Genomic DNA, 21,866 nt, shown 5'->3' with positions numbered 1-21,866 from the left:
TTTGATCCGCGTACAGATGAGACCTGCCGGGAGTTATTGGCCCTGTTAACGCCGTTCAGCATCGGTATGATAACCAGTGACAACTGGGGCAGCTATGCCAGAGAAGTCCCGAAGGAGAAGCACCTGATGGGCAAGATTTTTACGCAACGCATTGAGCGTAACAACCTGACACTCCGCACCCGCATTAAGCGTCTGGCTCGCAAAACGATTTGCTTCTCACGCTCCATCGAAGTCCACGAAAAAGTCATCGGCTCATTCATCGAAAAGTATATGTTCTACTAATTGGAGGCATTACCGGCGCCGCCGACCTGAAGTTGAACTATGTGGTCAACGCCGGGGATGAGGTGGATGAGCAAATCGCCATTTTGCTGCAGCAGCAGTTGGCGAAAGCCGGGGTGACGGTCAACTTACAAAAAGTCGATCCGAGCCAGAGCTGGGATATGCTGGTGGCCGGGGATTACGATATCTCGGTGATGTACTGGACCAACGATATTCTCGACCCTGACCAGAAAACGACCTTTGTGCTGGGGCATGACAGCAACATGAACTATATGACCCGCTACCATAACGAGCAGGTCAAGGCACTGGTGGCCGCCGCGCGCGTCGAAATGGACAGTAAAAAGCGCGAGCAGATGTATATCGACCTGCAAAAAATGGCCAAAGCTGACGTCAACTGGGTTGACCTGTATTACAGCCCGTACCGTAACGTCAGCCGTAAGAATATCGACGGTTTTTACCAGAATCCGCTGGGGCGCTTCTTCCTCGAGGATACCGTGAAACACTAATGCCTCTTTGCGTCGGTTGGCCCTGGTCACCGGCGCTTTTTTTCCTCTCCGGACCCCGGTGGCGGATTGATATGCGTCAACCTTTCCGTCAACTACAGAGATAAATAACTAAAAAAGAGTTGTAACTCTTGCAGGTTTTATTCAATTTATGTGTCGAATGTTTAATGTGTAATTATAAATAAAATACATACACGTTAAAAATCAATACGTTAAATAAATTAGGGGTTCATTTTTGTGGCCAGTGCAAACAAACTCACGCTCTTCATCGTTATCTTCATGCTGATGGGCATACTTTCCGGCGCGGCAATTCACGCCTACGCCTCCCCGACCGCCATCGTGGCATGGTCGGATAACATCACGCTCTTCACCGATATGTTTTTACGCCTGATCAAAATGGTGATTGCGCCGTTGGTCTTCAGCACCCTGACCGTCGGCATAATGCGGCTGGGGGAAACCGCCACTATCGGCCGCGTAGGCGGTAAGGCGATGGTGTGGTTTGTCACCTCCTCGATCCTCTCCATTCTGGTGGGATTAGTGATCGTCACCCTCTGGCATCCGGGTAACGGCCTCAATCTGGCGGTCCCCAAAGAGTCCGTGGATACCGGGCTGGCGGTCAGCGGGATGAGCCTGAAAGGCTTCCTGTCGCATACCATCCCCACCAGTATTACCGATGCGATGGCGAACAACGAAATTCTGCAGATTGTGGTGTTCTCGATGTTCTTTGGCATCGCCGGGGCATCGCTGGGGGAGAAATTTAACGCCCCGCTGGTGGCCGCGCTGAACGTGGTCTCCCACATTATGCTCAAGGTGACCGGGTACGTGATGTATGTGGCCCCGCTGGCGATTTTTGCTGCTATCTCCTCGGTCATCGCCTCCCAGGGGCTGGGCATTCTGCTGAACTACGCCTCATTTATCGGCGGCTACTACGTTGCGGTACTGCTCACCAGCGCGGTGCTGGTGGCGGTGGGCTATATGGTGCTGAAAAAAGAGGTCTTCCGCCTGCTCAATATGCTGAAAGATCCGGTGCTGGTCGCCTTCACCACCAGCAGTTCGGAAGCGGCCTATCCGAAGACGCTGGAGCGGCTGGTCAGCTTCGGCTGCTCGCGCAATATCGTCTCCTTCGTTTTGCCCATCGGCTACTCCTTTAACCTGGTCGGTTCGATGGTCTACTGCTCCTTTGCCTCCCTGTTTATCGCTCAGGCGTATAACATCCACCTCAGCTTCAGCGAAATTACGGTGATGATGCTGACGCTGATGCTGGCTTCGAAGGGGATTGCCGGGGTGCCGCGTTCGGCGCTGGTAGTGCTGGCCGCGACGATCCCCAGCTTCAATATTCCGGTCGCCGGGATTTTGCTGCTGATGGGGATCGACCATTTCCTCGATATGGGGCGCTCCGCTATTAACGTGCTGGGCAACGGCATTGCGACGGCGATGCTGTCAAAAAATGAGGGTCAGCTGCAGGAAGAGGTGCCAGAGGCGGAGCCTCAGGGCGTCCAGGCCTGACGATGGCATACGCGCTCCTGGCGGAGCGCGTATTTCTTCCACCGCGAGGGCGGGGCGAGATAAAAAAATGCCCCTAACAGGCACGCAAGGGGCGATGTGACGAAGTAATAATTCCCCGCTACATACGTTGTTATTATTGTATAACCACGCGGTGAAGCGTCTTTATACCGGGGATGCGCTGATGTTATCCGCTGTCTATCGGGCATGAGAAGCTATTTTTCCGCACGGCGCTTTTTTTTAGGAATTGCGTCCCTGTGCAACCCCATAGATTCCTAAATTTAAACCCTGGGCCGCAAATATTCCCCGACGATGACGCAGGCTATCCTTTTTCTCTAAGTAAATTCATAAACTGAAAAAAGTCATGGTTGTTATTAAGCCGGTATTTTTCCATGATCTTACTTTTATGGTAGGCGGTCGTTTTGATACTCACCTTATTGATGGCGGATATTTTACCGATATCAAACCCATGAATAAGACCGTGGGCGACCGCGACCTGCGAACGCGATAGCGTTTGGTGCGGACAGTGGTTGCAGATTAACCCGGGGTCCTTGAGTAATTTAATCGGCGGATTTTCAGCGCTCTTGAGCACCTTTTCGATAATCGCCCGCATCTGCGCCACGCTGGCCGATTTGATGGCGAAAAAGATAACGTCCCTCAGGCAGTTGACGATGCCGGCCGGCTCCGGGAGGGCGTCGTAGCTATGCAGGATAATGACCGAGCTGCCGGGTTTGCGATTTTTTATCAGCGTATTGCACAGGTGAATTTCCCCTGGCAGAAGGTCGGCGAAAATGATGTCCTCGTGCACCAGGGTATCGCTGCGCGAGGAGAAGTTCACCCGGACGCCGGGGCGATCCCGGGTGAGCTCATTCACCATGTAAACTAACGCATCGCGGATAAAGGCGCTGCGGGTGTTAAGCGCAATATTAATCGTTTTCATGGCGTGACTTCCTTTATAAGTCAACGTGACGCCATTGCGCGACCGGACCTCCGGCGTAGGCGATGGTTGCTGTGCGTGATGCAGAAAAAAGCTGCGCATCGGCTTATTACCGCTGCCGGTTATTATTGGGCGCATTATTTTTCGTGTTGCCAGAAATCTGCCGGGCGTTATTTTTTACGCCCGTAGGTAAACGGCATCTTCTGTTTTTTACGGTCCTTCAGATAGGACACCAGGGAGTAAACCGAAATACACAGACAAAATACGCACAGCAGCAGGGCGAACCCCGTTTGCATGTTCATGATGAATTTCCTTTATTTAAGGGCCTGTCGGGCAGGCTCTAAACGGTGTATGGCAAAAAACAGGAATGAATATTGCTCTACGCTGCCTGCTGTGCCGCGGTTAATGCACCGGCAAAGTCAGGCAGGGCGGCTTTATCGTTATATTTACCCGGCGGGCGGTATCACGAACTGTGCCTGTCAGACCGTTCGCTAAAGGGGAGACACCGGCAGCCCGCGCTTGATGGTGCAATATCAGTGTAAGAAAATTCCTAATCGGGGCGTCAGTCTCATTTCTCTCATTTCTCTCAAAAAGTGAGAAAAAATAACAACTACAGCAAAATGAATAACGTATCGGCAATGACGACGGCGCGAAAAGGGGCGTTCCGGCCCATCAAACTCAGGAAAGAAACGCCAGGCCTTTGCCGAAAATGGCGCGGATGGGCAGGCTGATGCCGTGCAGGCGCGCCTTATGCCGCAGCCGGCTGATGACCACGTCGATGCGGTGCAGTTCGGGTTCGCCTTCGTCGGTGAAGAGCCAGGCATGCAGATCGACCTTGCTGCACACTTCATTCCGGTTGCGCATCAGGATCTCCATCAGCCGGTACTCCTGTTGCGTCAGCGGGAGGCTCAGCCCCGACGGCGCCACCAGCCGCTCGGCCTGCAGCGTCCACGGAGAGGAGACCGTCGGATCGGCCACCCGCGCCGGCGGCGCTGGCGTCACCGCCTGTTGCTCCTTCAGCCTCGCGCCCAGCGCATGGATGGTGTCCGCGAGGTCGGAAAAGTTAACCGGTTTAATCAGGTAGAAGTCCGCGCCGAGGCTTAACGCCTGCAGCTTGTCCTGCTGGTGGCCTCGGGCGGTAATCACGATCAGACCAAACTGGCCGAGCTGATGCAGATACTCCAGTACGCTGAAGCCATCCTCGCCCGGTAGCCCGATATCAATTAATACAATATCAACCGGATCGGCGTGCAGCTGTCGCCAGAACGCCTCGGCGCTGCGTACGCCCCAGGCCGCAAACCCGCGGTGGCGGAGAAAAGCCTGCAGTTCGTCGAGTAAATCAGCGCTATCTTCAATGATAGCCACGCGTAATGTCATAACCTGGCCTTCTGCTGTTCTGTCAGGGGAAGCGTTAACGCAAATTCGCAGCCGGTCGGCGTGTTTGCCGCCAGCCATAAATCGCCGCCGTGGGCCTGGACAATTTGCCTGGCGACGTACAGCCCAAGACCGGTACCGGCCGGAGACGCGCCGTGGGTTTCGCCGCGTCGGTAGCGCTCAAAAATCAGCTCGATCGCTTCGGCGGCAATGCCCGGACCCATGTCGCGGATCTTTATCTCGACGTGGCGCTCCTTTTGCACAATATCGATGCTGATTTCGCCGCAGGGTGCATACTTCACCGAATTGTCGAGCAGGTTGGCCAGCGCAACGCACAGCAGCCCGCTATCAATAAACAGCGTCGGCGAGGGAGCGTCGGGCGCCACGAGATGGCCCTCGAGCCTGACCTTGAGATTGTGCTTCAGCGAGAGGTCCACCACCGTCGCCGCCATCTGAATCACCGGCAGCAGCGCCGCATCCTGTTTATCGACGGAAAACGCCTCAGAGGAGAGCCGGGCATCGGCCAGGCAGTTATCGGTGAGCTGCACGAGGCGGGTGGTCGCTCGCTGCATGCGATCCAGCCGGGGCTCCTGCTCCAGGGTTGCGGCGCACAGGCGCAGGTTTTCCAGCGCGGCCTGGATAATCGCCAGCGGCGTTCTGAACTCATGCGCCACCATCCCCATAAACTGGCGTTGGTTAAAGCTGGCCTCGCGCTCGATGCGCAGCTCCCGCGCCAGCTGCTGTTTCTGCAGCAGCCGGCGGTTTTCCGCGCGTACCCGCAGGACGGCGATGATCAGCACGGTGATGATATGGACGATCAGCGCGTACTGCCAGGCGGAGTAGACCGCATTGTGATAAGGGATGATGCCGTGTATTGAGAGCAATACCAGCGCCGCCGAGGCGACGTAGACCGGCGGCAGCAGGCCAAGGAGCAGCGTATTTAAATCGATGGCTTTGCGTTTCCACAGCATCCAGGAGGTGGTCAGCAGCACCGGGGAGGCGATAAAGAATATCCCCGCCTCAATCTGCATCGCCAGGCCGTAAAAGCCCAGCGGAATGCTCAGCTGGAGCACGACGTTCAACCCCACCGCCAGCAGCAGCAGGCGATAAAGCCTGGGCATGTTCTTCTTCAGGTCGAACACTTCGGCGTGCAGCCACAGGGCGGTGGCGTAGCTGAGCAGCGACAGGCTGCTTATCATGTAGTCCTGAACGGGTAGCGCCGCCTGGCCGAATAGCCACTCCGGGTAGCCGTGCAGCGCCGCAACCAGCGGGTAGTTGAGGGAGAAGAGGCAGATCCCCCACAGCAGGCGGCGGCGCAGCGCGATGGCCAGCCACAGGGCAATGCCGCTGGCAATAATGGCGAGGCCGAAATAGAAGCTCCAGAAGGCGGTATCGATGGTGGCAGACTGTATAAACTCCTCGGCGGAGGAGAGGGTCGCCAGCAGGATCAGGGTGCTGCTGCTCCGGAGATGGAACACCACCTCGTAGCCCGCCGGGCCTGGGGGCGGCGGAAAAATCAGCACGCTTTCGCGGTAGTCGATATCGCTCTCCCTGGCCGGGGCGTGGTCGCCGAAGGTTTTGCGGATCCAGGGCGCAGCGCTGCCGACCGGACGATAGAAGACCGTCAGGTTGTCGACAAAAGAGGGGCCAACCTGCAGCCAGCGTGGTTGGCCGGTGAAGTAAGAGGCCGGCAGGGTAGCCTTAAGCCAGTAGTCCTTGCGCGAGTAGCCAAAGGAGGGGATTTTGTGCAGCGGCTGCAGGTCACTCTCCGGCAGCGAAGCGAAGGTATCTACCGTCATCCGGCCGTCGGCGTCGGCAAACCAGAAGACCGGAATATCAATTCCCAGCTGGTGCGACTCAGCATGAGCCGGCGCCAGGGTCTGGAGATAGCTCAATACGCCGCAGCAGACTAAAAAAAGGCACCTGAACCAGGCTACCGGCTTGGCCGTAGCAAAAATAGCGCACACGCGATTCAATCACGCCCCCTTGCGGCATTATTAACGGTATTTTAAATAGCGCGACAGCGAATAACCGGCAGCGTAAATCCGCCGGTATCCCGGGGAAAATGCAGAGGTTCAGACGCGAAAGCATTTTGCTGACCCGACAGAGAATATTCCAGCTTTATTTCAGTTCGCCGTTTCTGTTGGTCATAACGGGCCAAAGCCTTGCGACAGCGCCGCGGGCGGCCGGGATTGCGCCATAGGGTATATCACGAATGAAAGAGGATAGGAGAGAGCATTTTGTGATATCAGGCGCCCGGAGCGGGCTGAGAATATCTTTTTATTTGTCGACGAGTTGGCCGATACGGGTGGCAGGAGAGTTTATCGCCTGATGGCAATGCCGCAACATTGACGGACGACGGGGCGGCCGAAGGTCCGGCCGCCCGTAGCGGGGCTAGCTAAAGACCACCTGCGCCCAGCGGGCCAGACCGGCGGTGACCGAGCCAAAGTCATCGCCACCGGCAACGGGAATACCCGGCAGATGGGCCGCCAGCGCTTTCTTGATCAGCGGGGAGCGGGCGCTACCGCCGGTCAGATAGATGACGTCCGGCGTTTCGCTGCTGCTGTCCAGCGCGAGCTGAACCTGCTCCATGATCCGCGCCAGCGGCTGGTTCAGCGCGGCTTCCAGCCCCTGCTGGCTGATGGCCGTCGCCAGGTCGGCGCTGATAAACGGCAGTCCGGCGGTGACATTATCCTGTGCGGAGAGGGCAATTTTGCTCTCTTCGGCACCGCGTACCAGGCGATAGCCGAGGCGCTGGCGCCACACCTTGGTCAGCAGCGCGACTTTCTCGCCGTCGCGGGCGTCGCGGACTAAATCGTTGAGCAGCCTGCCGTTGGCGCTGCTGTAGAAATCCGTCTGCGCCGGGACGTCGTTAATCGCCACCGCGTTCCACCACGGCAGAACCGGCAGGGCAATCCCTTTTTCGGTTTCACCGCCCATGCCGAGCAGCGGCATCAGGCATTTAAAGGCGAGGGCGATATCAAGATCGTTCCCGCCGACGCGACAGCCGCTGTGCCCCAGCAGGCTTTGCTGGCGATCGGCTTTCTGGCGCCACTCCGGGCCCATCAGCAGCAGCGAACAGTCGGTGGTACCGCCGCCGATATCGACAACCAGCACGCGCTTTTCCGCGCCGAGCGTGGCTTCGAAATCGAGCCCCGCGGCAACCGGCTCAAACTGAAACACCACGTCGCGGAATCCGGCGCGCTGCGCCGCGCGTTCGAGGATCCCCTGCGCCTGGGCGTTAGCCTCATTGCCGCCGAGCCCCTGGAAGTTAATGGGTCGACCAATGACCGCCTGGTCGATGGTCTCCGACAGCTGGGTTTGCGCCTGCTGCTTAATATGAACCATCATGGCGCAGACCAGATCTTCAAACAGCGCGACCTGCTGCGGCTTCAGGCCGCTGGCGCCGAGGAAGGATTTCGGCGATTTGACGAAGTACACTTCCTCCGGGTCATCGACGTACTGGTGCAGGGAGGCGAGACCAAACTGCACGCTGCTATCGAGAACCTCGATATCTTCCTCGCGGTTAAAGTTCATCGCGCGGCGCAGCAGCGCCTGATTTTCATCACCGTTGGTCGGGACGCTATGATGCCGGTAGAGCCACTCGCTGACCGCTTCGCGGGTCGGCGCAGAGAGCATTGAAGGCAGTAGCTTGCTGCCGTTTTCCAGCGTTAACAGCTGCGGCGTATTGTCGCGCATTACGGCAACCGAACAGTTGGCGGTTCCGTAGTCAAAACCAATAAACATGACCTGAAAATCCCCATGCCTGTGAAGAAGGGGGGCGACTTTAGCGGATTGCCGCCACGGCGACAACTGGAATTTAAAAGCAAGGTGCGGCATCCGCACAGCGGCTATCATTGAGGCAATTCATCAGGAGAAACTATGACGCTATTACCCTGGAACCCGCCCTACGACGGGGAGTGGATACTCGGTTTTCTCGGCGCCCGTGCGGTTCAGGGAATCGAAACCTTTAGCGAAGGGCGCTACACCCGCAGCTTCGCGCTGGCGGGTCACGGCGGGCTGATAACGATCGCCGCGGACGATGCCGCGCAGGGGCTGCGGGTGACGCTCTCCGAAGGACTGCTGCCGGTCGCGGATGAGTGCCTGCGCCGCGTGGCGCGCATGTTTGACCTCGCCTGCGACCCGCAGGAGATTATGCTCGCGCTGGGCCCGCTGGCGCGGCCGCGGCCGGGACTGCGCCTGCCCGGCTGCCTCGACCCCTTCGAGCAGGCGGTGCGGGCGGTGCTGGGGCAGCTGGTTAGCGTGGCGATGGCGGCCAGGCTGACGGCGAAGGTGGTAGCGGCTTTCGGCGAGCCGCTGGCGCCGGGATATTTTCTTTTTCCGTCGCCGCAGAAACTGGCGCTGGCCGACCCGCTGGCGCTGAAGGCGCTGGGCATGCCGCTGCGGCGCGCCGAAGCGCTGGTTCATCTGGCGCAGGCGGCCATCAGCGGCGAGCTCCCGCTGACGGCGCCGAACGATATTGCGGCGGGGATGAAGCAGCTGCAAACCCTGCCGGGCATTGGCCGCTGGACCGCGAGCTATTTCGCCCTGCGCGGCTGGCAGGCGAAGGATATTTTCCTCGCCGATGATTATCTGATTAAGCAGCGCTTCCCCACCCTGACCCCGGCGCGTATTGCTCGCTATGCCAGCCGCTGGCAGCCGTGGCGATCCTATGCGCTGCTGCACATCTGGTACACTGAAGGGTGGAGCCCGGTCGCGGAATAGCCTAACGGGGCGCTTAGCGCTGGTATCGCCGCGCTGAAGCCCCTATAATTGCCGCGTTTGACGCTAAAACGTCACCCTTCCTGTACATAAAATCATTCGAGATGCGTCAAGGCGGCGGGGAAGTGAACCCCCGGAAGCGGGCTAAAGCCAGCGACTGAAGTGCACGACGCAGCTAACGCCGAGGCAGTTTGCAGGATGATGTGTATATCTATCCAGGTTAATCAGGTCGCAAAAAGTTATGACTGATACGTCTCATCAGTGCGTCATTATAGGTATTGCCGGCGCATCGGCTTCGGGAAAAAGTCTTATTGCCAGCACGCTCTATCGCGAATTACGCGAGCAGGTTGGCGACGAGCATATCGGCGTTATTCCGGAAGACAGCTACTACAAAGATCAAGGTCATTTGTCGATGGAAGAGCGGGTTAAAACCAACTATGACCATCCCAGCTCGATGGACCATAGCCTGCTGTTTCAGCACCTGCAGATGCTGAAAAGCGGCCAGCCGATTGAATTACCGGTTTACAGCTACGTTGAGCACACGCGGATGCCGGAAACGATTCATATTGAGCCGAAGAAAGTGATTATCCTTGAAGGGATTTTACTCCTGACCGACGTGCGTTTACGCAATGAATTAAACTTTTCCATTTTCGTCGATACGCCGCTGGATATCTGCCTGATGCGCCGTATTAAGCGCGACGTTAACGAACGCGGCCGCTCGATGGATTCGGTGATGGCGCAGTATCAGAAAACCGTCCGTCCGATGTTCCTGCAGTTTATTGACCCTTCCAAGCAGTATGCCGACATCATCGTGCCTCGCGGCGGTAAGAACCGCATTGCGATTGATATTCTGAAGGCCAAGATCAGCCAGTTCTTTGAATAACACTAACGAATTGTGTAACGTGCAAAGAGAACCCATATTGCCCTTATCCCCGGAAGGTGTGAGGGCGCGATGCCTTAAAGGAGAAAGCTCATGCGTCTGTGCGACCGAGATATAGAAGCCTGGTTGGATGAGGGCCGGCTATCCATCAGCCCGCGTCCACCCGTTGAGCGCATTAATGGTGCGACCGTCGATGTCCGCCTGGGCAATAAGTTCCGCACCTTTCGCGGCCACACGGCGCCTTTTATCGACCTGAGCGGGCCGAAGGCGGAAGTGAGCGCGGCGCTGGAGCGGGTGATGAGCGAAGAGATCGTGCTGCCGGAAGGCGAAGCGTTCTATCTCCATCCGGGCGAGCTGGCGCTGGCGGTGACCTTTGAGTCGGTGACCCTGCCTGCGGATCTGGTGGGCTGGCTGGACGGACGTTCGTCGCTGGCGCGCCTGGGGCTGATGGTTCACGTGACCGCCCACCGCATCGATCCGGGCTGGTCGGGCTGCATCGTGCTCGAGTTCTTTAACTCCGGCAAGCTGCCGCTGGCGCTGCGTCCTGGGATGCCGATCGGCGCACTGAGTTTTGAACCGCTGTCCGGCCCGGCGGCCCGTCCCTATAACCGCCGTGAAGACGCCAAATATCGCGACCAGCAGGGCGCGGTGGCGAGTCGAATCGACAAGGATTGATAACGTAAGCGGCTTGCTGAGGGTGCCATGAGACGAATTCTGACGACGCTGATGATCTTACTGGCGGTAGTTGTCGCCGGGCTTACCGCATTGGTATTGCTGGTCAATCCCAATGATTTTCGCGCCTATATGGTGCACAAGGTAGCGGAGCGTAGCGGTTATCAGCTCAAACTCGATGGCCCGCTGCGCTGGCACGTTTGGCCGCAGCTGAGCATCCTGTCCGGGCGCATGACGCTGACGGCGCCCGGCGCGGCCGAACCGGTGGTTCGCGCCGACAATATGCGCCTCGACGTGGCGCTGCTGCCGCTGATTTCCCACCAGCTGCAGGTTAAGCAGGTGATGCTTAAAGGCGCGGTTATCCAGCTGACGCCAAAAACGGAAGCGGTGCGCGATCTGAATGCACCGGTGGTTCCGCACGACAACACGCTGCCGCAGGTGTCGGAAGACAGCGGCTGGTCCTATGACGTGCGGAAGCTGCAGGTTGTCGACAGCGTACTGTTCTTCCAGCACGAAAGCGGCGAGCAGGTGACGGTGCGCGATATCCGTCTGCAGATGGATCAGGATCAAAATCATCACGCGACGCTCGATTTCTCCGGACGGGTCAATCGCGATCAGCGCGATCTGGCGCTCTCCTTCTCCGCCGAGGTGCAGGGCGGCGATTATCCGCACTCCCTGCAGGCCGAAATTACCCAGCTTAACTGGCAGCTGCGCGGCGCCGAGCTGCCGGCTAACGGCATCAGCGGTCAGGGCAGCCTGCAGGCCAGCTGGCTTGAGGATCAGAAAAAGATCGGCTTTGATAAGCTGAATCTGACGGCTAACGGCAGCACGATTTCCGGTAGTGCCAGCGTGGTGCTGGGCGAGCAGGCCGACTGGAAGCTTAATCTCCACGCCAGTACGCTGAACCTCGACAGCCTGCTGACGCACACCGAGGCCGCCGGCGATAGCGCGGCAAGCCAGCAGGGGCAAAGCCAGCCGCGGCAGATGCGTCCGGTGATTGCCGATAGCGACATTCAGCAGGATTACGATAGCCTGCGCGGCTTCAGCGCGCATATGGCGTTGACCGCCGATCGCCTGCAGTGGCGGGGAATGAACTTTACCCAGGTTAAGAGCGATATCACGAACCAGCAGGGGCTGGTGACGATTAATCAGCTGCAGGGCGAGCTCGACGGCGGGCTTATCTCTCTGCCCGGCACGCTGGATGCGCGCAAGGATACCGCTGAGGCTTCTTTCCAGCCAAAACTCGATAACGTCGAGATTGGCACCATCCTTAATGCCTTTAACTACTCGTTGAACCTCACCGGTAAGCTCTCGCTGGCCGGCGATTTTTCCGGTCAGCGTATTGATGCCGACGACTTCCGCCGCAGCTGGAAGGGGCAGGCGCATCTGCAAATGAGCGATACCCGCACCGAAGGGCTCAATTTCCAGCAGCTGGTACAGCAGGCGGTTGAGCGCAGCACCAACGTGCAGGCGCAGGAGAACTACGATAACGCCACCCACCTCGATTCCATGAGCAGCGACCTGCTGCTGGATAAAGGCGAGGTGACGCTGAAGAGCCTGCAGGGGCAGTCTGAGCTGATGGCGCTAACCGGGCAGGGCGGTCTGAATCTGCTGAAAGAAGATTGCGACATGCGCTTTAACGTCCGCGTGCTTGGCGGCTGGAAAGGCGAGGGCAAGCTGATCGAACGACTCAAGCAGACGGCGATTCCGCTGCGAATCTACGGCAAGTGGCAGTCGCTAAGCTACAGCCTGCAGGTTGACCAGATTCTGCGTAAGCAGCTGCAGGATGAGGCGAAGCAGCGCCTGAACGATTGGGTTGAACGCAACAAGAACAGCCAGGATGGCAAAGACGTGAAGAAGCTGCTCGATAAGCTTTGAGCTCTTTGACCTCTTTGACCTGCTGCTGGACTCCCGGATAGCGGCGTAACCGCCTTATCCGGGCTACGCGATCGCACTCGCCCCGTAGCCCCGGTAAGCGCAGCGCGACCGGGGACGCTGTCCCGGATAGCGGCGCAAACGCCTTATCCGGGCTACGCGATCGCACTCGCCCCGTAGCCCCGGTAAGCGCAGCGCGACCGGGGAAGCTGTCCCGGATAGCGGCGTACCGCCTTATCCGGGCTACGCGATCGCACTCGCTCCGTAGCCCCGGTAAGCGCAGCGCGACCGGGGAAGCTGTCCCGGATAGCGGCGTACCGCCTTATCCGGGCTACGCGATTGCACTCGCTCCGTAGCCCCGGTAAGCGCAGCGCGACCGGGGAAGCTGTCCCGGATAGCGGCGTAACCGCCTTATCCGGGCTACGCGATTGCACTCGGCCTGTAGCCCCGGTAAGCGCAGCGCGACCGAGGGAAGCTTTCCCGGATAGCGGCGTACCGCCTTATCCGGGCTACGCGATCGCACTCGCCCTGTAGCCCCGGTAAGCGCAGCGCGACCGGGGAAGCTGTCCCGGATAGCGGCGTAACCGCCTTATCCGGGCTACGCGATCGCATTCGCCCCGTAGCCCCGGTAAGCGCAGCGCGACCGGGGAAGCTTTCCCGGATAGCGGCGTACCGCCTTATCCGGGCTACGCGATCGCACTCGCTCCGTAGCCCCGGTAAGCGCAGCGCGACCGGGGACGGTCATCAACGTTCGCCACAGGTGAAATCATCCACCTCTCCGCTCCAGTTAGCGGGATATAGCCCGCGCCGGACATCCCGATGAAAGGTTGAAAATGGCCAGTTCTGTATCTGTTTTACCCAGCCATGTTTGAACGGATTCATGTAGATGTAATCGACGTGACGACGATAATCCTGCTGATTGCGAATCGTATGTTCCCAGAAACGAGGCTGCCAGACGTTATTCTGTCTTAATGTTCTGGAAAATCCTCCCTTTATGTCCCGCCAGCGCGCCGAAAAATCACAGTCGTTGTCCGGCAAGGTCCAGATGCAATGCAGGTGCTCCGGAAGTACAACCCAGGCGTCGATATAAAAAGGCTTTTGCCGTTTAACGGTCATAATCGCGTGACGTAAGGCCGCGACCTGCTGAGTCAGAAGCGCGCTTTTCCTGTTGCGTAAATTGACGGTAAAAAACCAGGTTGCACCATGAATATAGTTGCGGCGATAGGCGACCAAAGAAGGCTCCTTATGTGAGATGTGGTCTCTGCAGCGGGAGAATAAATTGGGATAAGCGCGTAGGCCATGAATAGTAGAAAGGATTGGAAAATGGCTCGCAAAATGCCGGTAAGCGCAGCGCGACCGGGGAAGCAGGCCAGATGCTGAACGCGGGTTTAACGGTTATCACCTGGGGCTTTCCCGGATAGCGGCGCAAGCGCCTTATCCGGGCTACGCGATCGCATTCGCTTCGTAGCCCCGGTAAGCGCAGCGCGACCGGGGAAGCAGGCCAGATGCTGAACGCGGGTTTAACGGTTATCACCAGGGGCTTTCCCGGATAGCGGCGTACCGCCTTATCCGGGCTACGCGATTGCACTCGCCCTGTAGCCCCGGTAAGCGTAGCGCGACCGGGGGAAGCTTTCCCGGATAGCGGCGTACCGCCTTATCCGGGCTACGCGATCGCATTCGCTTCGTAGCCCCGGTAAGCGCAGCGCGACCGGGGAAGCTGTCCCGGATAGCGGCGTACCGCCTTATCCGGGCTACGCGATCGCATTTACCCCGTAGCCCCGGTAAGCGCAGCGCGACCGGGGGAAGCTGTCCCGGATAGCGGCGTACCGCCTTATCCGGGCTACGCGATCGCACTCGCCCTGTAGCCCCGGTAAGCGCAGCGCTACCGGGGAAGCTGTCCCGGATAGCGGCGTATCGCCTTATCCGGGCTACGCGATTGCACTCGCCCTGTAGCCCCGGTAAGCGTAGCGCGACCGGGGAAGCAGGCCAGATGCTGAACGCGGGTTTAACGGTTATCACCAGGAGCTTTCCCGGATAGCGGCGTATCGCCTTATCCGGGCTACGCGATCGCATACGCTTCGTAGCCCCGGTAAGCGCAGCGCGACCGGGGAGTGCCACCATCCTATACTTCGTAATTTAGCTCATCGTCATGCACCGGCGGTGGGATTATCTGTACCTTCTGCACCCGGTGGCTTTCAACCTGCAGGGTGCGCAGAATATAATCGCCAATCTTAACCTCTTCCCCTGCTTCAGGCACATGCTGGAGATATTCCATCAGCAGGCCGGCGATGGTGTGATATTCGCGCTTATCATCGATCGGCAGGGGAACGTACTGGACTAAATCTTCGAGCGGCATATGGCCGTTGACCGTCCAGCTGCCGTCAGGGGCCCGAGTAATATCGTGGCGGGCGTCAATCTCTTCCGCCTCATTCGGCAGATTACCGGCAATCGTTTCCATCACGTCGCTCAGCGTCACCAGCCCCTCAACGGAGCCAAATTCATCGACCACGAAGGCAAAGTGGGTACGGGCATGACGAAACTGCTCGAGGGCGGGAAGCAGCGGCAGCGTTTCGGGGAACACCAGCGGCTGGCGCAGCAGAACGCGCAGGTTGAGCGGCTCGTTACGCAGCGACTGCTGCAGCAGGTCGATAACGTGCACCACGCCGAGCAGGTCTTCGTCATCTTCCCCGCCGGTGACCACCAGACGGGTATGCTGGTTTTTCTCCAGCAGCGCGCGGATCTCGGCTTCCGGTGCGCTCATATCGACATGCTCGATATCATGGCGTGAGGTCATAATGCTGCTGACGGTGCGCTGGTTGAGGTTAAGCACCCGCTCAATCATCCGCCGCTCCTGGGGGTTGAACAGCGGGCCGTCCTGCTGATTGACAATGAGCGCCGCGCTGTCCGTATTCAGCTCGGCGTTTTCCTTATGCCCGCTCAGCAGGCCCATCACCGCTTCCGTGGTGCGCTGGCGCAGCGTCAGATTGGCCGAGAGGAAGCGACGGCGATTGAACAGCGCCAGCTGGTTGAGCGACTCAATGATCACCGAGAAGCCGATCGCCGCGTACAGATAACCTTTCGGGATTGGGAAGCCAAATCCTTCGGCGATGAGGCTAAAGCCGATCATTAACAGGAAGCTGAGACACAGGATAACGATAGTCGGGTGGCTGTTAACAAATCGGGTTAACGCTTTGCTGGCAAGCAGCATCAGGCTTATGGCGATAACCACCGCCGCCATCATCACCGCCAGATGATCGACCATGCCGACCGCGGTAATCACCGAGTCGAGCGAGAAGATGGCGTCCAGCACCACAATCTGCGTCACTACGCCCCAGAACCGCGCGCCTTTGCGTTGAACGGGATTATCGCTGTCCTTGCCTTCCAGGCGTTCGTTAAGCTCAACCGTGGCCTTAAACAGTAAAAATAGCCCGCCAAACAGCATGATCAGGTCGCGTGCGCTGAAGCTCAGGTCATGATAGGTCAGCAGCGGCTTCGTCAGGGTGACCAGCCAGGATATCGATGCCAGCAGCAGCAGGCGCATCAGCATGGCCAACAGCAGGCCAATGACGCGGGCACGGTCGCGCTGAGCGGGGGGAAGTTTTTCGGCAAGAATCGCGATAAACACCAGGTTATCAATCCCGAGCACCAGTTCAATAACGACAAGCGTTACCAGACCGGCCCAGATTGAGGGGTCGGCAATCCATTCCATCATTCGTTAAAACCTTTACAACATAAGCGTGCCATACGTCGATCATGGATAAGCGACTGCTAAATTGCAACTCGAATTATGTTGTATACGGTCGCTCAGACCCCGCCGCCGCTGAGATTGAAGACAAATAAAAGGCATCGTGATGAATATTCCAGCGGGTGAAATATAAACGTTATGGCTTATATTTATGCGAATTAACTGATTTATAAGCTATTGAAATCAGAATTGCCGCCGGGAGGTGGCTTATTGTGACTCTGAGCGCCAGCGGTGTTATATCGCGGCTCACTTCCGGTTATCGTCAGCGCGATTGCTGGTATCGCGGTACGAGGTGCCGGCGGCTATTTGGCTGCATCATGGCGGTGAATAGTTTTTCCTACTACCTATTTGCGTGGCTTGTGATATATCCATTTATATATGAGGATATCGATAGATTTATATGGCAATGGCAGGCATATCTCCTGGTCAGGTATAGGGTGAATATTTCAAAGTATCTCAACTTCACGCTCATTTTAACGGAGCGCTGAGCGCTATTCAGCGGGCGGTTTCTGCGCGCCTGAATTATAAAATATTAAGTTATATCAAGTGGTTGGTGTTATTTTGCGTTTACTGATACATAGCTTAATCTTATGAGTGGAGATGGAAGGATAAGTAGGGTCAGTCACGATGAGCGCGGCTTGCGATCCAACGATATAAATGGCATAAGAATTTTCTTAAATCGGCCTGTCGGCCATCATACTTTCAGTGTATTCTCTGGTTAAACGCGTAAATTCAGAATTTGACGGGAAGTCGGGCCGGTCGCAAACCTGTATTATCAGCAATAAATGCCGTTGATACATGCGGTCTGACAGGCATAGAAAGATCTATAACTTACGGATGGATATGAGAATGGCAAGTTTGAAAGCGGTTATTCCGGTAGCAGGGTTAGGTATGCATATGTTACCGGCAACTAAGGCAATCCCCAAAGAGATGCTGCCGATCGTCGATAAACCTATGGTTCAGTACATCGTTGACGAAATTGTTGCCGCCGGCATTAAGGAAATTGTGCTGGTTACCCATTCATCCAAGAATGCTGTTGAAAACCATTTTGATACCTCCTATGAGCTGGAAGCGCTGCTTGAACAGCGCGTGAAGCGCCAGCTGCTGGCCGAAGTGCAGGCTATTTGTCCGCCGGGCGTTACCATTATGAACGTACGTCAAGGGCAGCAGCTTGGTTTAGGTCACTCTATTCTTTGCGCCCGCCCGATTGTTGGCGATAACCCGTTTGTTGTCGTGCTGCCGGATATCGTATTAGACGATGCCAGCGCCGATCCGCTGCGCTACAACCTTGCGGCGATGGTTGCCCGCTTTAATGAAACGGGGCGCAGCCAGGTTCTGGCGAAGAGAATGCCCGGCGATCTGTCAGAGTATTCGGTTATTCAGACCCGTGAACCGCTGGAAACGGAAGGGCAGATTGGCCGCATTGTCGAGTTTATCGAGAAGCCGGATGAGCCGCAGACCCTGGACTCCGACCTGATGGCCGTAGGCCGTTACGTTCTCTCTGCCGACGTGTGGAGTGAACTGGAGCGCGCTGCGCCGGGCGCATGGGGCCGCATTCAGTTAACGGATGCCATCGCAGAGCTGGCGAAAAAGCAGTCCGTCGACGCTATGCTGATGACCGGCGAGAGCTACGATTGCGGTAAGAAGATGGGCTATATGCAGGCATTCGTTAATTACGGGCTGCGTAACCATAAAGAAGGCAACAAATTCCGCGAGAGCATTAAGAAGCTGCTTGCCTAATGACGTGACGGCGACGCAGTAAAAATAGCGGGCTACGGAAGCAAAATTAAGAAGGTAAATCCCGCGATGCTTCTGTAGCCGGTTAGAAAGCTTTAGCCTGAAAGAAATAGTTATCTAAAATAACACATACAATCAATGTGTTAGAGGTTTTAGATAAGCATTTCACTAAATTTATGCGAAATAAGCCGTGTGGAACAGGTTGTGCGCGGATAACGGCAAGACTGCGTAATGGTCAGATGAGCAGAATTTAATCTTAATGAAGAACTACTTAGTGAGATTATTCTTAAAACAGATGCGTAGTCCCGGCGTACATAAAAAAATAAAACTTGACTGAGATCATACTTACGCATTAAACAACGGTTATGCATGCATAAAAATGTGAAGTTTATGGATATGCATGCCCACATAAACATCGTGGAAAAACGCTATGAACAGGAGATATCGTCAAAGGATGAAAAGTAAATGAGCTGGCAATTTGTCTCCTTTTTTGGCGATAGCACCGTGCTGCTACCTAGCGCGGCGGTACTGTTGATTGTGTTGTTCCTGCGGGCACCATCCCGGCAGGTGGCCTGTCACTGGGCACTCTTGTTCGGTATCACTGGCGCAATCGTTAGCGCATCTAAACTGGCCTTTATGGGCTGGGGCATCGGAATTCGGGAACTCGACTTTACCGGTTTTAGCGGACATACCGCTCTGTCAGCCGCATTTTGGCCGATATTCTTATGGCTCCTTTTCTCTCGTGCTACAACAGGAGTGCGTCGCGCCGCCGTCGTGGTGGGCTATGCCCTGGCGGCGCTGGTGGGTTACTCCAGATTAATGATTCACGCCCACTCCACCTCGGAAGTGGTCGCAGGCCTGCTGCTTGGCGCGAGCGGCAGCGCATTGTTCCTCCTGCTGCAATCGCGGACATCGCGAGCGGGGAATGTACAGCTTTCGTGGTGCGGGGTGTTCAGCGTAATGATGATCCCCGTCCTGCTGCTTAACACTGGCGTAAAGGCGCCAACCCAGTCCTTACTGGGTGAAATTGCGGTGAAGATTGGCCCGCTGGAAAAACCCTTTACCCGCGCGGATCTGCATAAGTACTTTTATTGATTCCGCCAAAGACATGCGTTGAGCTTACGGGCATCGCTCTATATCCCGGACATAGCGCTAGGGTCAGGATAGCTGCAGATTGATTAAGCGGGCGGAGCTGATTCATATTCGTGAAATAAACAGGTGCTACTACATTCTAAGCAATATCCATGTTTTTTATAATGCTTGTGAGATGATTCCTAAATAGAACGATAAGATTACCGTCTGATTTTAAATTAAGTTTGTCAAGTATAATCGCTAAGCTAAATCTATTAGATTTTGTAGTTGACCGGAGCGGATAGGGAATGAATTCATTGGTGTTGCTGTCTGTAAAAAGTTATAAAAAACAATGGGTTTAGTGATTTATCCTACTGCTATGAATGTTAAGTCTACAAATTTTACTACGCTGCTTAATAAGCTTAATGCCAAGCGTGTGTATGATTTTAGCGTCCAGGTAGATGGGTTTTAATGAGTAAATAATTTTCATTTGCTCTCCCATTTGACGGCATAATCTCGTACACTTGATGCCGCTAAAATTATAGTGAGTGATTAATTATTCGACGGACATGAAGTCGGTCATTTGGCTTAAAAAAGGAAGTACAGTGCATTGGTAGCTGTTAAGCCAAGGGCGGTAGCGTTTCAGAAAGTACTCAAACCCTTTCAACAAGGCCTTCTTCAGGCGTGCGAAATTCCTAAAACCTGCCTCAGCAGGTGAATATCCTGACGACCCGTATATACTGAGTCGCTTTCAGAGAATAGTCGGTGCGATCTGCAGCAACACGCCAGCCACGGCTAAACACAGTAAAGAATAGTTCTTGATAACGCTACGCGCGTTTTTTGCTTGCATTATATGCGAGATGAACGATTATCAACCGCTGAGGCGGCAGCGTTACACCGATGATTTACTCTATCGCTCCCCGGTGACCGTTGCTGCAGTATAGATGTGGCACAAACATACTGAAGGCTGGCGTCAGAGTACGCTCTCAATACCTACATTCCCCGCAACCGTGTCTGTTTGCAGGTGGGGCTAAAAAATGGATCTTGTATAATGATGAAAATTGCGCGTATAGCACTTGCTCTCGGGCTGCTTACCTCGGTGAGCTCGCCGGTTTTTGCCGCTGGCCTGGTAACGAATGATAACGAGCTGCGTAACGACCTGTCGTGGCTATCCGACCGGGGTGTTATCCAGCTTAGCCTTTCAACCTGGCCTCTGAGCCAGGAAGAGATTACCCGCGCATTGAAGAAGGCAAAGCCTTCCTATTCGTCAGAGCAGGTTGTCCTGGCGCGCATTAACCAACGCCTCTCTTCCCTGAAAGCGGATTTCCGCGTCAGCGGCTATACCTCGACAGACCAGCCCGGAACGCCGCAGGGCTTTGGCCAAAGCCAGTCTGCGGATAACTCGCTCTCGTTGGCCTTCAATAATAGCGGCGAATGGTGGGACGTTCATCTCCAGGGAAATGTTGAAGGCGGAGAGCGTATCAGCAACGGTTCTCGCTTTAATGCGAATGGTGCTTATGGCGCCGTGAAGTTCTGGAACCAGTGGCTGTCGTTTGGCCAGGTGCAGCAGTGGTGGGGCCCTGGCTATGAAGGCAGCCTAATCCGCGGCGACGCCGCCAGGCCGATGACCGGCTTTTTAATGCAGCGTGCCGAGCAGGCTGCACCGGAAACCTGGTGGCTGCGCTGGATTGGCCCATGGCAGTATCAGATCTCCGCCAGCCAGATGAATCAATATACCGCAGTGCCGCATGCCAAGATTATTGGTGGGCGATTGACCTTCACGCCGTTCCAGTCTCTTGAACTGGGTGCATCACGCATTATGCAGTGGGGTGGGGAGGGGCGGCCACAGTCGTTTAGCAGCTTCTGGGATGGTTTCACCGGCCAGGACAATACTGGTACCGATAATGAACCGGGTAACCAGCTGGCTGGGTTTGATTTCAAATTCAAGCTTGAGCCTACCTTGGGCTGGCCGGTAAGTTTCTACGGACAGATGATTGGTGAAGATGAGGCTGGCTACCTGCCGTCGGCAAATATGTTCCTTGGTGGGATCGAAGGACATCATGGCTGGGGTAAAGATGCGGTTAACTGGTATATAGAAGCGCACGATACGCGTAGCAATATGAATCGCACAGGATACAGCTATACGCACCACATCTATAAAGATGGCTATTATCAGCAGGGGTATCCTTTAGGTGATGCGATGGGCGGTGACGGGCAGTTGTTTGCCGGGAAAATTGAACTTGTAACCGAAGACAATCAGCGTTGGAGTTCACGTCTTGTATATGCGAAAGTAAATCCGAAAGATCAGTCAATTAATCAGGCGTTCCCTCATTCTGACACCTTAAAAGGTGTACAGTTAGGTTGGAGCGGGGACGTGTATAAAACAGTACGACTGAATACTTCATTATGGTATACCGACGCGAATCGTAGTGATAGCGATGATGTCGGGGCTAGTGCAGGGATTGAAATACCGTTTAGTTTATAGGCTGGCTGCTGCAAGTATTGAAGAGAAAGTGATGTTCTCTGTCAGGTAGCAACAAACTGGCATATGAATAGCAGCTCAGAAAT

16 protein-coding genes and 1 pseudogene are annotated in these 21,866 nt (G+C 56.0%); 10 read left to right on the top strand and 7 right to left on the bottom strand.

Annotated elements, in window-relative coordinates; all coding sequences use genetic code 11:
* The 3 genes and pseudogenes from GVK32_RS16470 to GVK32_RS16460 all read left to right on the top strand — a co-directional run.
* The coding region (locus GVK32_RS16470) for an IS1 family transposase (protein ID WP_227698078.1) at positions 1–282 on the top strand (282 nt) is incomplete at its 5' end.
* Between the two features lie 14 nt (positions 283–296).
* Positions 297–785: pseudogene (locus GVK32_RS16465) on the top strand (ABC transporter substrate-binding protein); the annotation flags it as partial.
* Positions 786–1,019: 234 nt separating this feature from the next.
* Positions 1,020–2,288, top strand: a complete 1,269-nt coding sequence (locus GVK32_RS16460; protein ID WP_159870202.1) for a dicarboxylate/amino acid:cation symporter — start codon at positions 1,020–1,022, stop codon at positions 2,286–2,288.
* Between the two features lie 319 nt (positions 2,289–2,607).
* Here GVK32_RS16460 and GVK32_RS16455 read toward each other — a convergent pair whose 3' ends face one another.
* The 5 genes from GVK32_RS16455 to yegD all read right to left on the bottom strand — a co-directional run bounded on the left by GVK32_RS16455 (position 2,608) and on the right by yegD (position 8,343).
* Entirely contained in the window at positions 2,608–3,225 is a 618-nt protein-coding gene (locus GVK32_RS16455) for a transcriptional regulator (protein ID WP_159870205.1), read from the bottom strand.
* A 167-nt stretch (positions 3,226–3,392) separates the two neighbouring features.
* Complete coding sequence (locus GVK32_RS16450) at positions 3,393–3,524, bottom strand: small membrane protein (protein ID WP_159870208.1); 132 nt, start codon at positions 3,522–3,524, stop codon at positions 3,393–3,395.
* Positions 3,525–3,900: 376 nt separating this feature from the next.
* Positions 3,901–4,599 carry a response regulator transcription factor gene (locus tag GVK32_RS16445; protein ID WP_123709278.1) on the bottom strand — a complete coding sequence of 233 codons (699 nt, stop codon included), beginning with the start codon at positions 4,597–4,599 and terminating at the stop codon, positions 3,901–3,903.
* A complete protein-coding gene (locus GVK32_RS16440; protein ID WP_370461158.1) occupies positions 4,596–6,572 on the bottom strand; it encodes an ATP-binding protein in 1,977 nt (658 codons plus the stop codon). The genes GVK32_RS16445 and GVK32_RS16440 overlap by 4 nt, the downstream gene beginning before the upstream one ends.
* 418 nt (positions 6,573–6,990) lie before the next feature.
* Positions 6,991–8,343 carry a molecular chaperone gene (gene yegD / locus GVK32_RS16435; RefSeq protein ID WP_132512214.1) on the bottom strand — a complete coding sequence of 451 codons (1,353 nt, stop codon included), beginning with the start codon at positions 8,341–8,343 and terminating at the stop codon, positions 6,991–6,993.
* 135 nt (positions 8,344–8,478) lie between these two features.
* Here yegD and alkA point away from each other — a divergent pair, with 135 nt between their 5' ends.
* The 4 genes from alkA to asmA all read left to right on the top strand — a co-directional run bounded on the left by alkA (position 8,479) and on the right by asmA (position 12,748).
* The gene (gene alkA, locus GVK32_RS16430) at positions 8,479–9,321 is read left to right on the top strand and encodes a DNA-3-methyladenine glycosylase 2 (RefSeq protein WP_159870211.1); all 843 of its coding nucleotides are present in this window, start codon (positions 8,479–8,481) and stop codon (positions 9,319–9,321) included.
* Between the two features lie 238 nt (positions 9,322–9,559).
* On the top strand, positions 9,560–10,201 hold the full coding sequence (udk, locus tag GVK32_RS16425; protein WP_041146397.1) for a uridine kinase: 642 nt from the start codon (positions 9,560–9,562) through the stop codon (positions 10,199–10,201).
* Positions 10,202–10,291: 90 nt separating this feature from the next.
* The gene (gene dcd / locus GVK32_RS16420) at positions 10,292–10,873 is read left to right on the top strand and encodes a dCTP deaminase (RefSeq protein WP_041146396.1); all 582 of its coding nucleotides are present in this window, start codon (positions 10,292–10,294) and stop codon (positions 10,871–10,873) included.
* Positions 10,874–10,900: 27 nt separating this feature from the next.
* Positions 10,901–12,748 (top strand): outer membrane assembly protein AsmA, encoded by a 1,848-nt coding sequence (asmA, locus tag GVK32_RS16415; RefSeq protein ID WP_159870214.1) that lies wholly within the window; start codon positions 10,901–10,903, stop codon positions 12,746–12,748.
* Positions 12,749–13,489: 741 nt separating this feature from the next.
* Here the strand turns inward: asmA and GVK32_RS16410 are convergent.
* Together GVK32_RS16410 and GVK32_RS16405 are read right to left on the bottom strand one after the other, a co-directional pair.
* Positions 13,490–13,978 carry a transposase gene (locus tag GVK32_RS16410; protein WP_159870217.1) on the bottom strand — a complete coding sequence of 163 codons (489 nt, stop codon included), beginning with the start codon at positions 13,976–13,978 and terminating at the stop codon, positions 13,490–13,492.
* An 889-nt stretch (positions 13,979–14,867) separates the two neighbouring features.
* On the bottom strand, positions 14,868–16,454 hold the full coding sequence (locus tag GVK32_RS16405) for a TerC family protein (protein ID WP_159870444.1): 1,587 nt from the start codon (positions 16,452–16,454) through the stop codon (positions 14,868–14,870).
* Positions 16,455–17,339: 885 nt separating this feature from the next.
* On the opposite strand from GVK32_RS16405, the gene galF reads away from it, so the two are divergent.
* From galF to GVK32_RS16390, 3 genes are all read left to right on the top strand, one after another.
* Positions 17,340–18,230 (top strand): UTP--glucose-1-phosphate uridylyltransferase GalF, encoded by an 891-nt coding sequence (galF, locus tag GVK32_RS16400; protein WP_156728755.1) that lies wholly within the window; start codon positions 17,340–17,342, stop codon positions 18,228–18,230.
* A gap of 462 nt (positions 18,231–18,692) precedes the next feature.
* Positions 18,693–19,322, top strand: a complete 630-nt coding sequence (locus GVK32_RS16395) for a phosphatase PAP2 family protein (RefSeq protein ID WP_159870220.1) — start codon at positions 18,693–18,695, stop codon at positions 19,320–19,322.
* Between the two features lie 1,027 nt (positions 19,323–20,349).
* A complete protein-coding gene (locus tag GVK32_RS16390; protein WP_159870223.1) occupies positions 20,350–21,783 on the top strand; it encodes a capsule assembly Wzi family protein in 1,434 nt (477 codons plus the stop codon).
* The last annotated feature ends 83 nt before the right edge of the window (positions 21,784–21,866 follow it).

This window comes from Klebsiella sp. 18074 (genome assembly GCF_902705905.1).
Lineage (GTDB): Bacteria > Pseudomonadota > Gammaproteobacteria > Enterobacterales > Enterobacteriaceae > Klebsiella > Klebsiella terrigena.
The sequence above is the reverse complement of the archived record's forward strand: the minus strand, read 5'-3'. Positions and strand labels throughout refer to the sequence as shown.

Excerpts from the sequence above, each read along its gene's own strand:
- GVK32_RS16455 (WP_159870205.1), bottom strand. The coding sequence starts at position 3,225 with ATGAAAACGATTAATATTGCGCTTAACACCCGCAGCGCCTTTATCCGC.
- GVK32_RS16450 (WP_159870208.1), bottom strand. The coding sequence starts at position 3,524 with ATGAACATGCAAACGGGGTTCGCCCTGCTGCTGTGCGTATTTTGTCTG.
- GVK32_RS16445 (WP_123709278.1), bottom strand. The coding sequence starts at position 4,599 with ATGACATTACGCGTGGCTATCATTGAAGATAGCGCTGATTTACTCGAC.
- yegD (WP_132512214.1), bottom strand. The coding sequence starts at position 8,343 with ATGTTTATTGGTTTTGACTACGGAACCGCCAACTGTTCGGTTGCCGTA.
- alkA (WP_159870211.1), top strand. The coding sequence starts at position 8,479 with ATGACGCTATTACCCTGGAACCCGCCCTACGACGGGGAGTGGATACTC.
- udk (WP_041146397.1), top strand. The coding sequence starts at position 9,560 with ATGACTGATACGTCTCATCAGTGCGTCATTATAGGTATTGCCGGCGCA.
- dcd (WP_041146396.1), top strand. The coding sequence starts at position 10,292 with ATGCGTCTGTGCGACCGAGATATAGAAGCCTGGTTGGATGAGGGCCGG.
- asmA (WP_159870214.1), top strand. The coding sequence starts at position 10,901 with ATGAGACGAATTCTGACGACGCTGATGATCTTACTGGCGGTAGTTGTC.
- GVK32_RS16405 (WP_159870444.1), bottom strand. The coding sequence starts at position 16,454 with ATGGAATGGATTGCCGACCCCTCAATCTGGGCCGGTCTGGTAACGCTT.
- galF (WP_156728755.1), top strand. The coding sequence starts at position 17,340 with ATGGCAAGTTTGAAAGCGGTTATTCCGGTAGCAGGGTTAGGTATGCAT.
- GVK32_RS16395 (WP_159870220.1), top strand. The coding sequence starts at position 18,693 with ATGAGCTGGCAATTTGTCTCCTTTTTTGGCGATAGCACCGTGCTGCTA.
- GVK32_RS16390 (WP_159870223.1), top strand. The coding sequence starts at position 20,350 with ATGATGAAAATTGCGCGTATAGCACTTGCTCTCGGGCTGCTTACCTCG.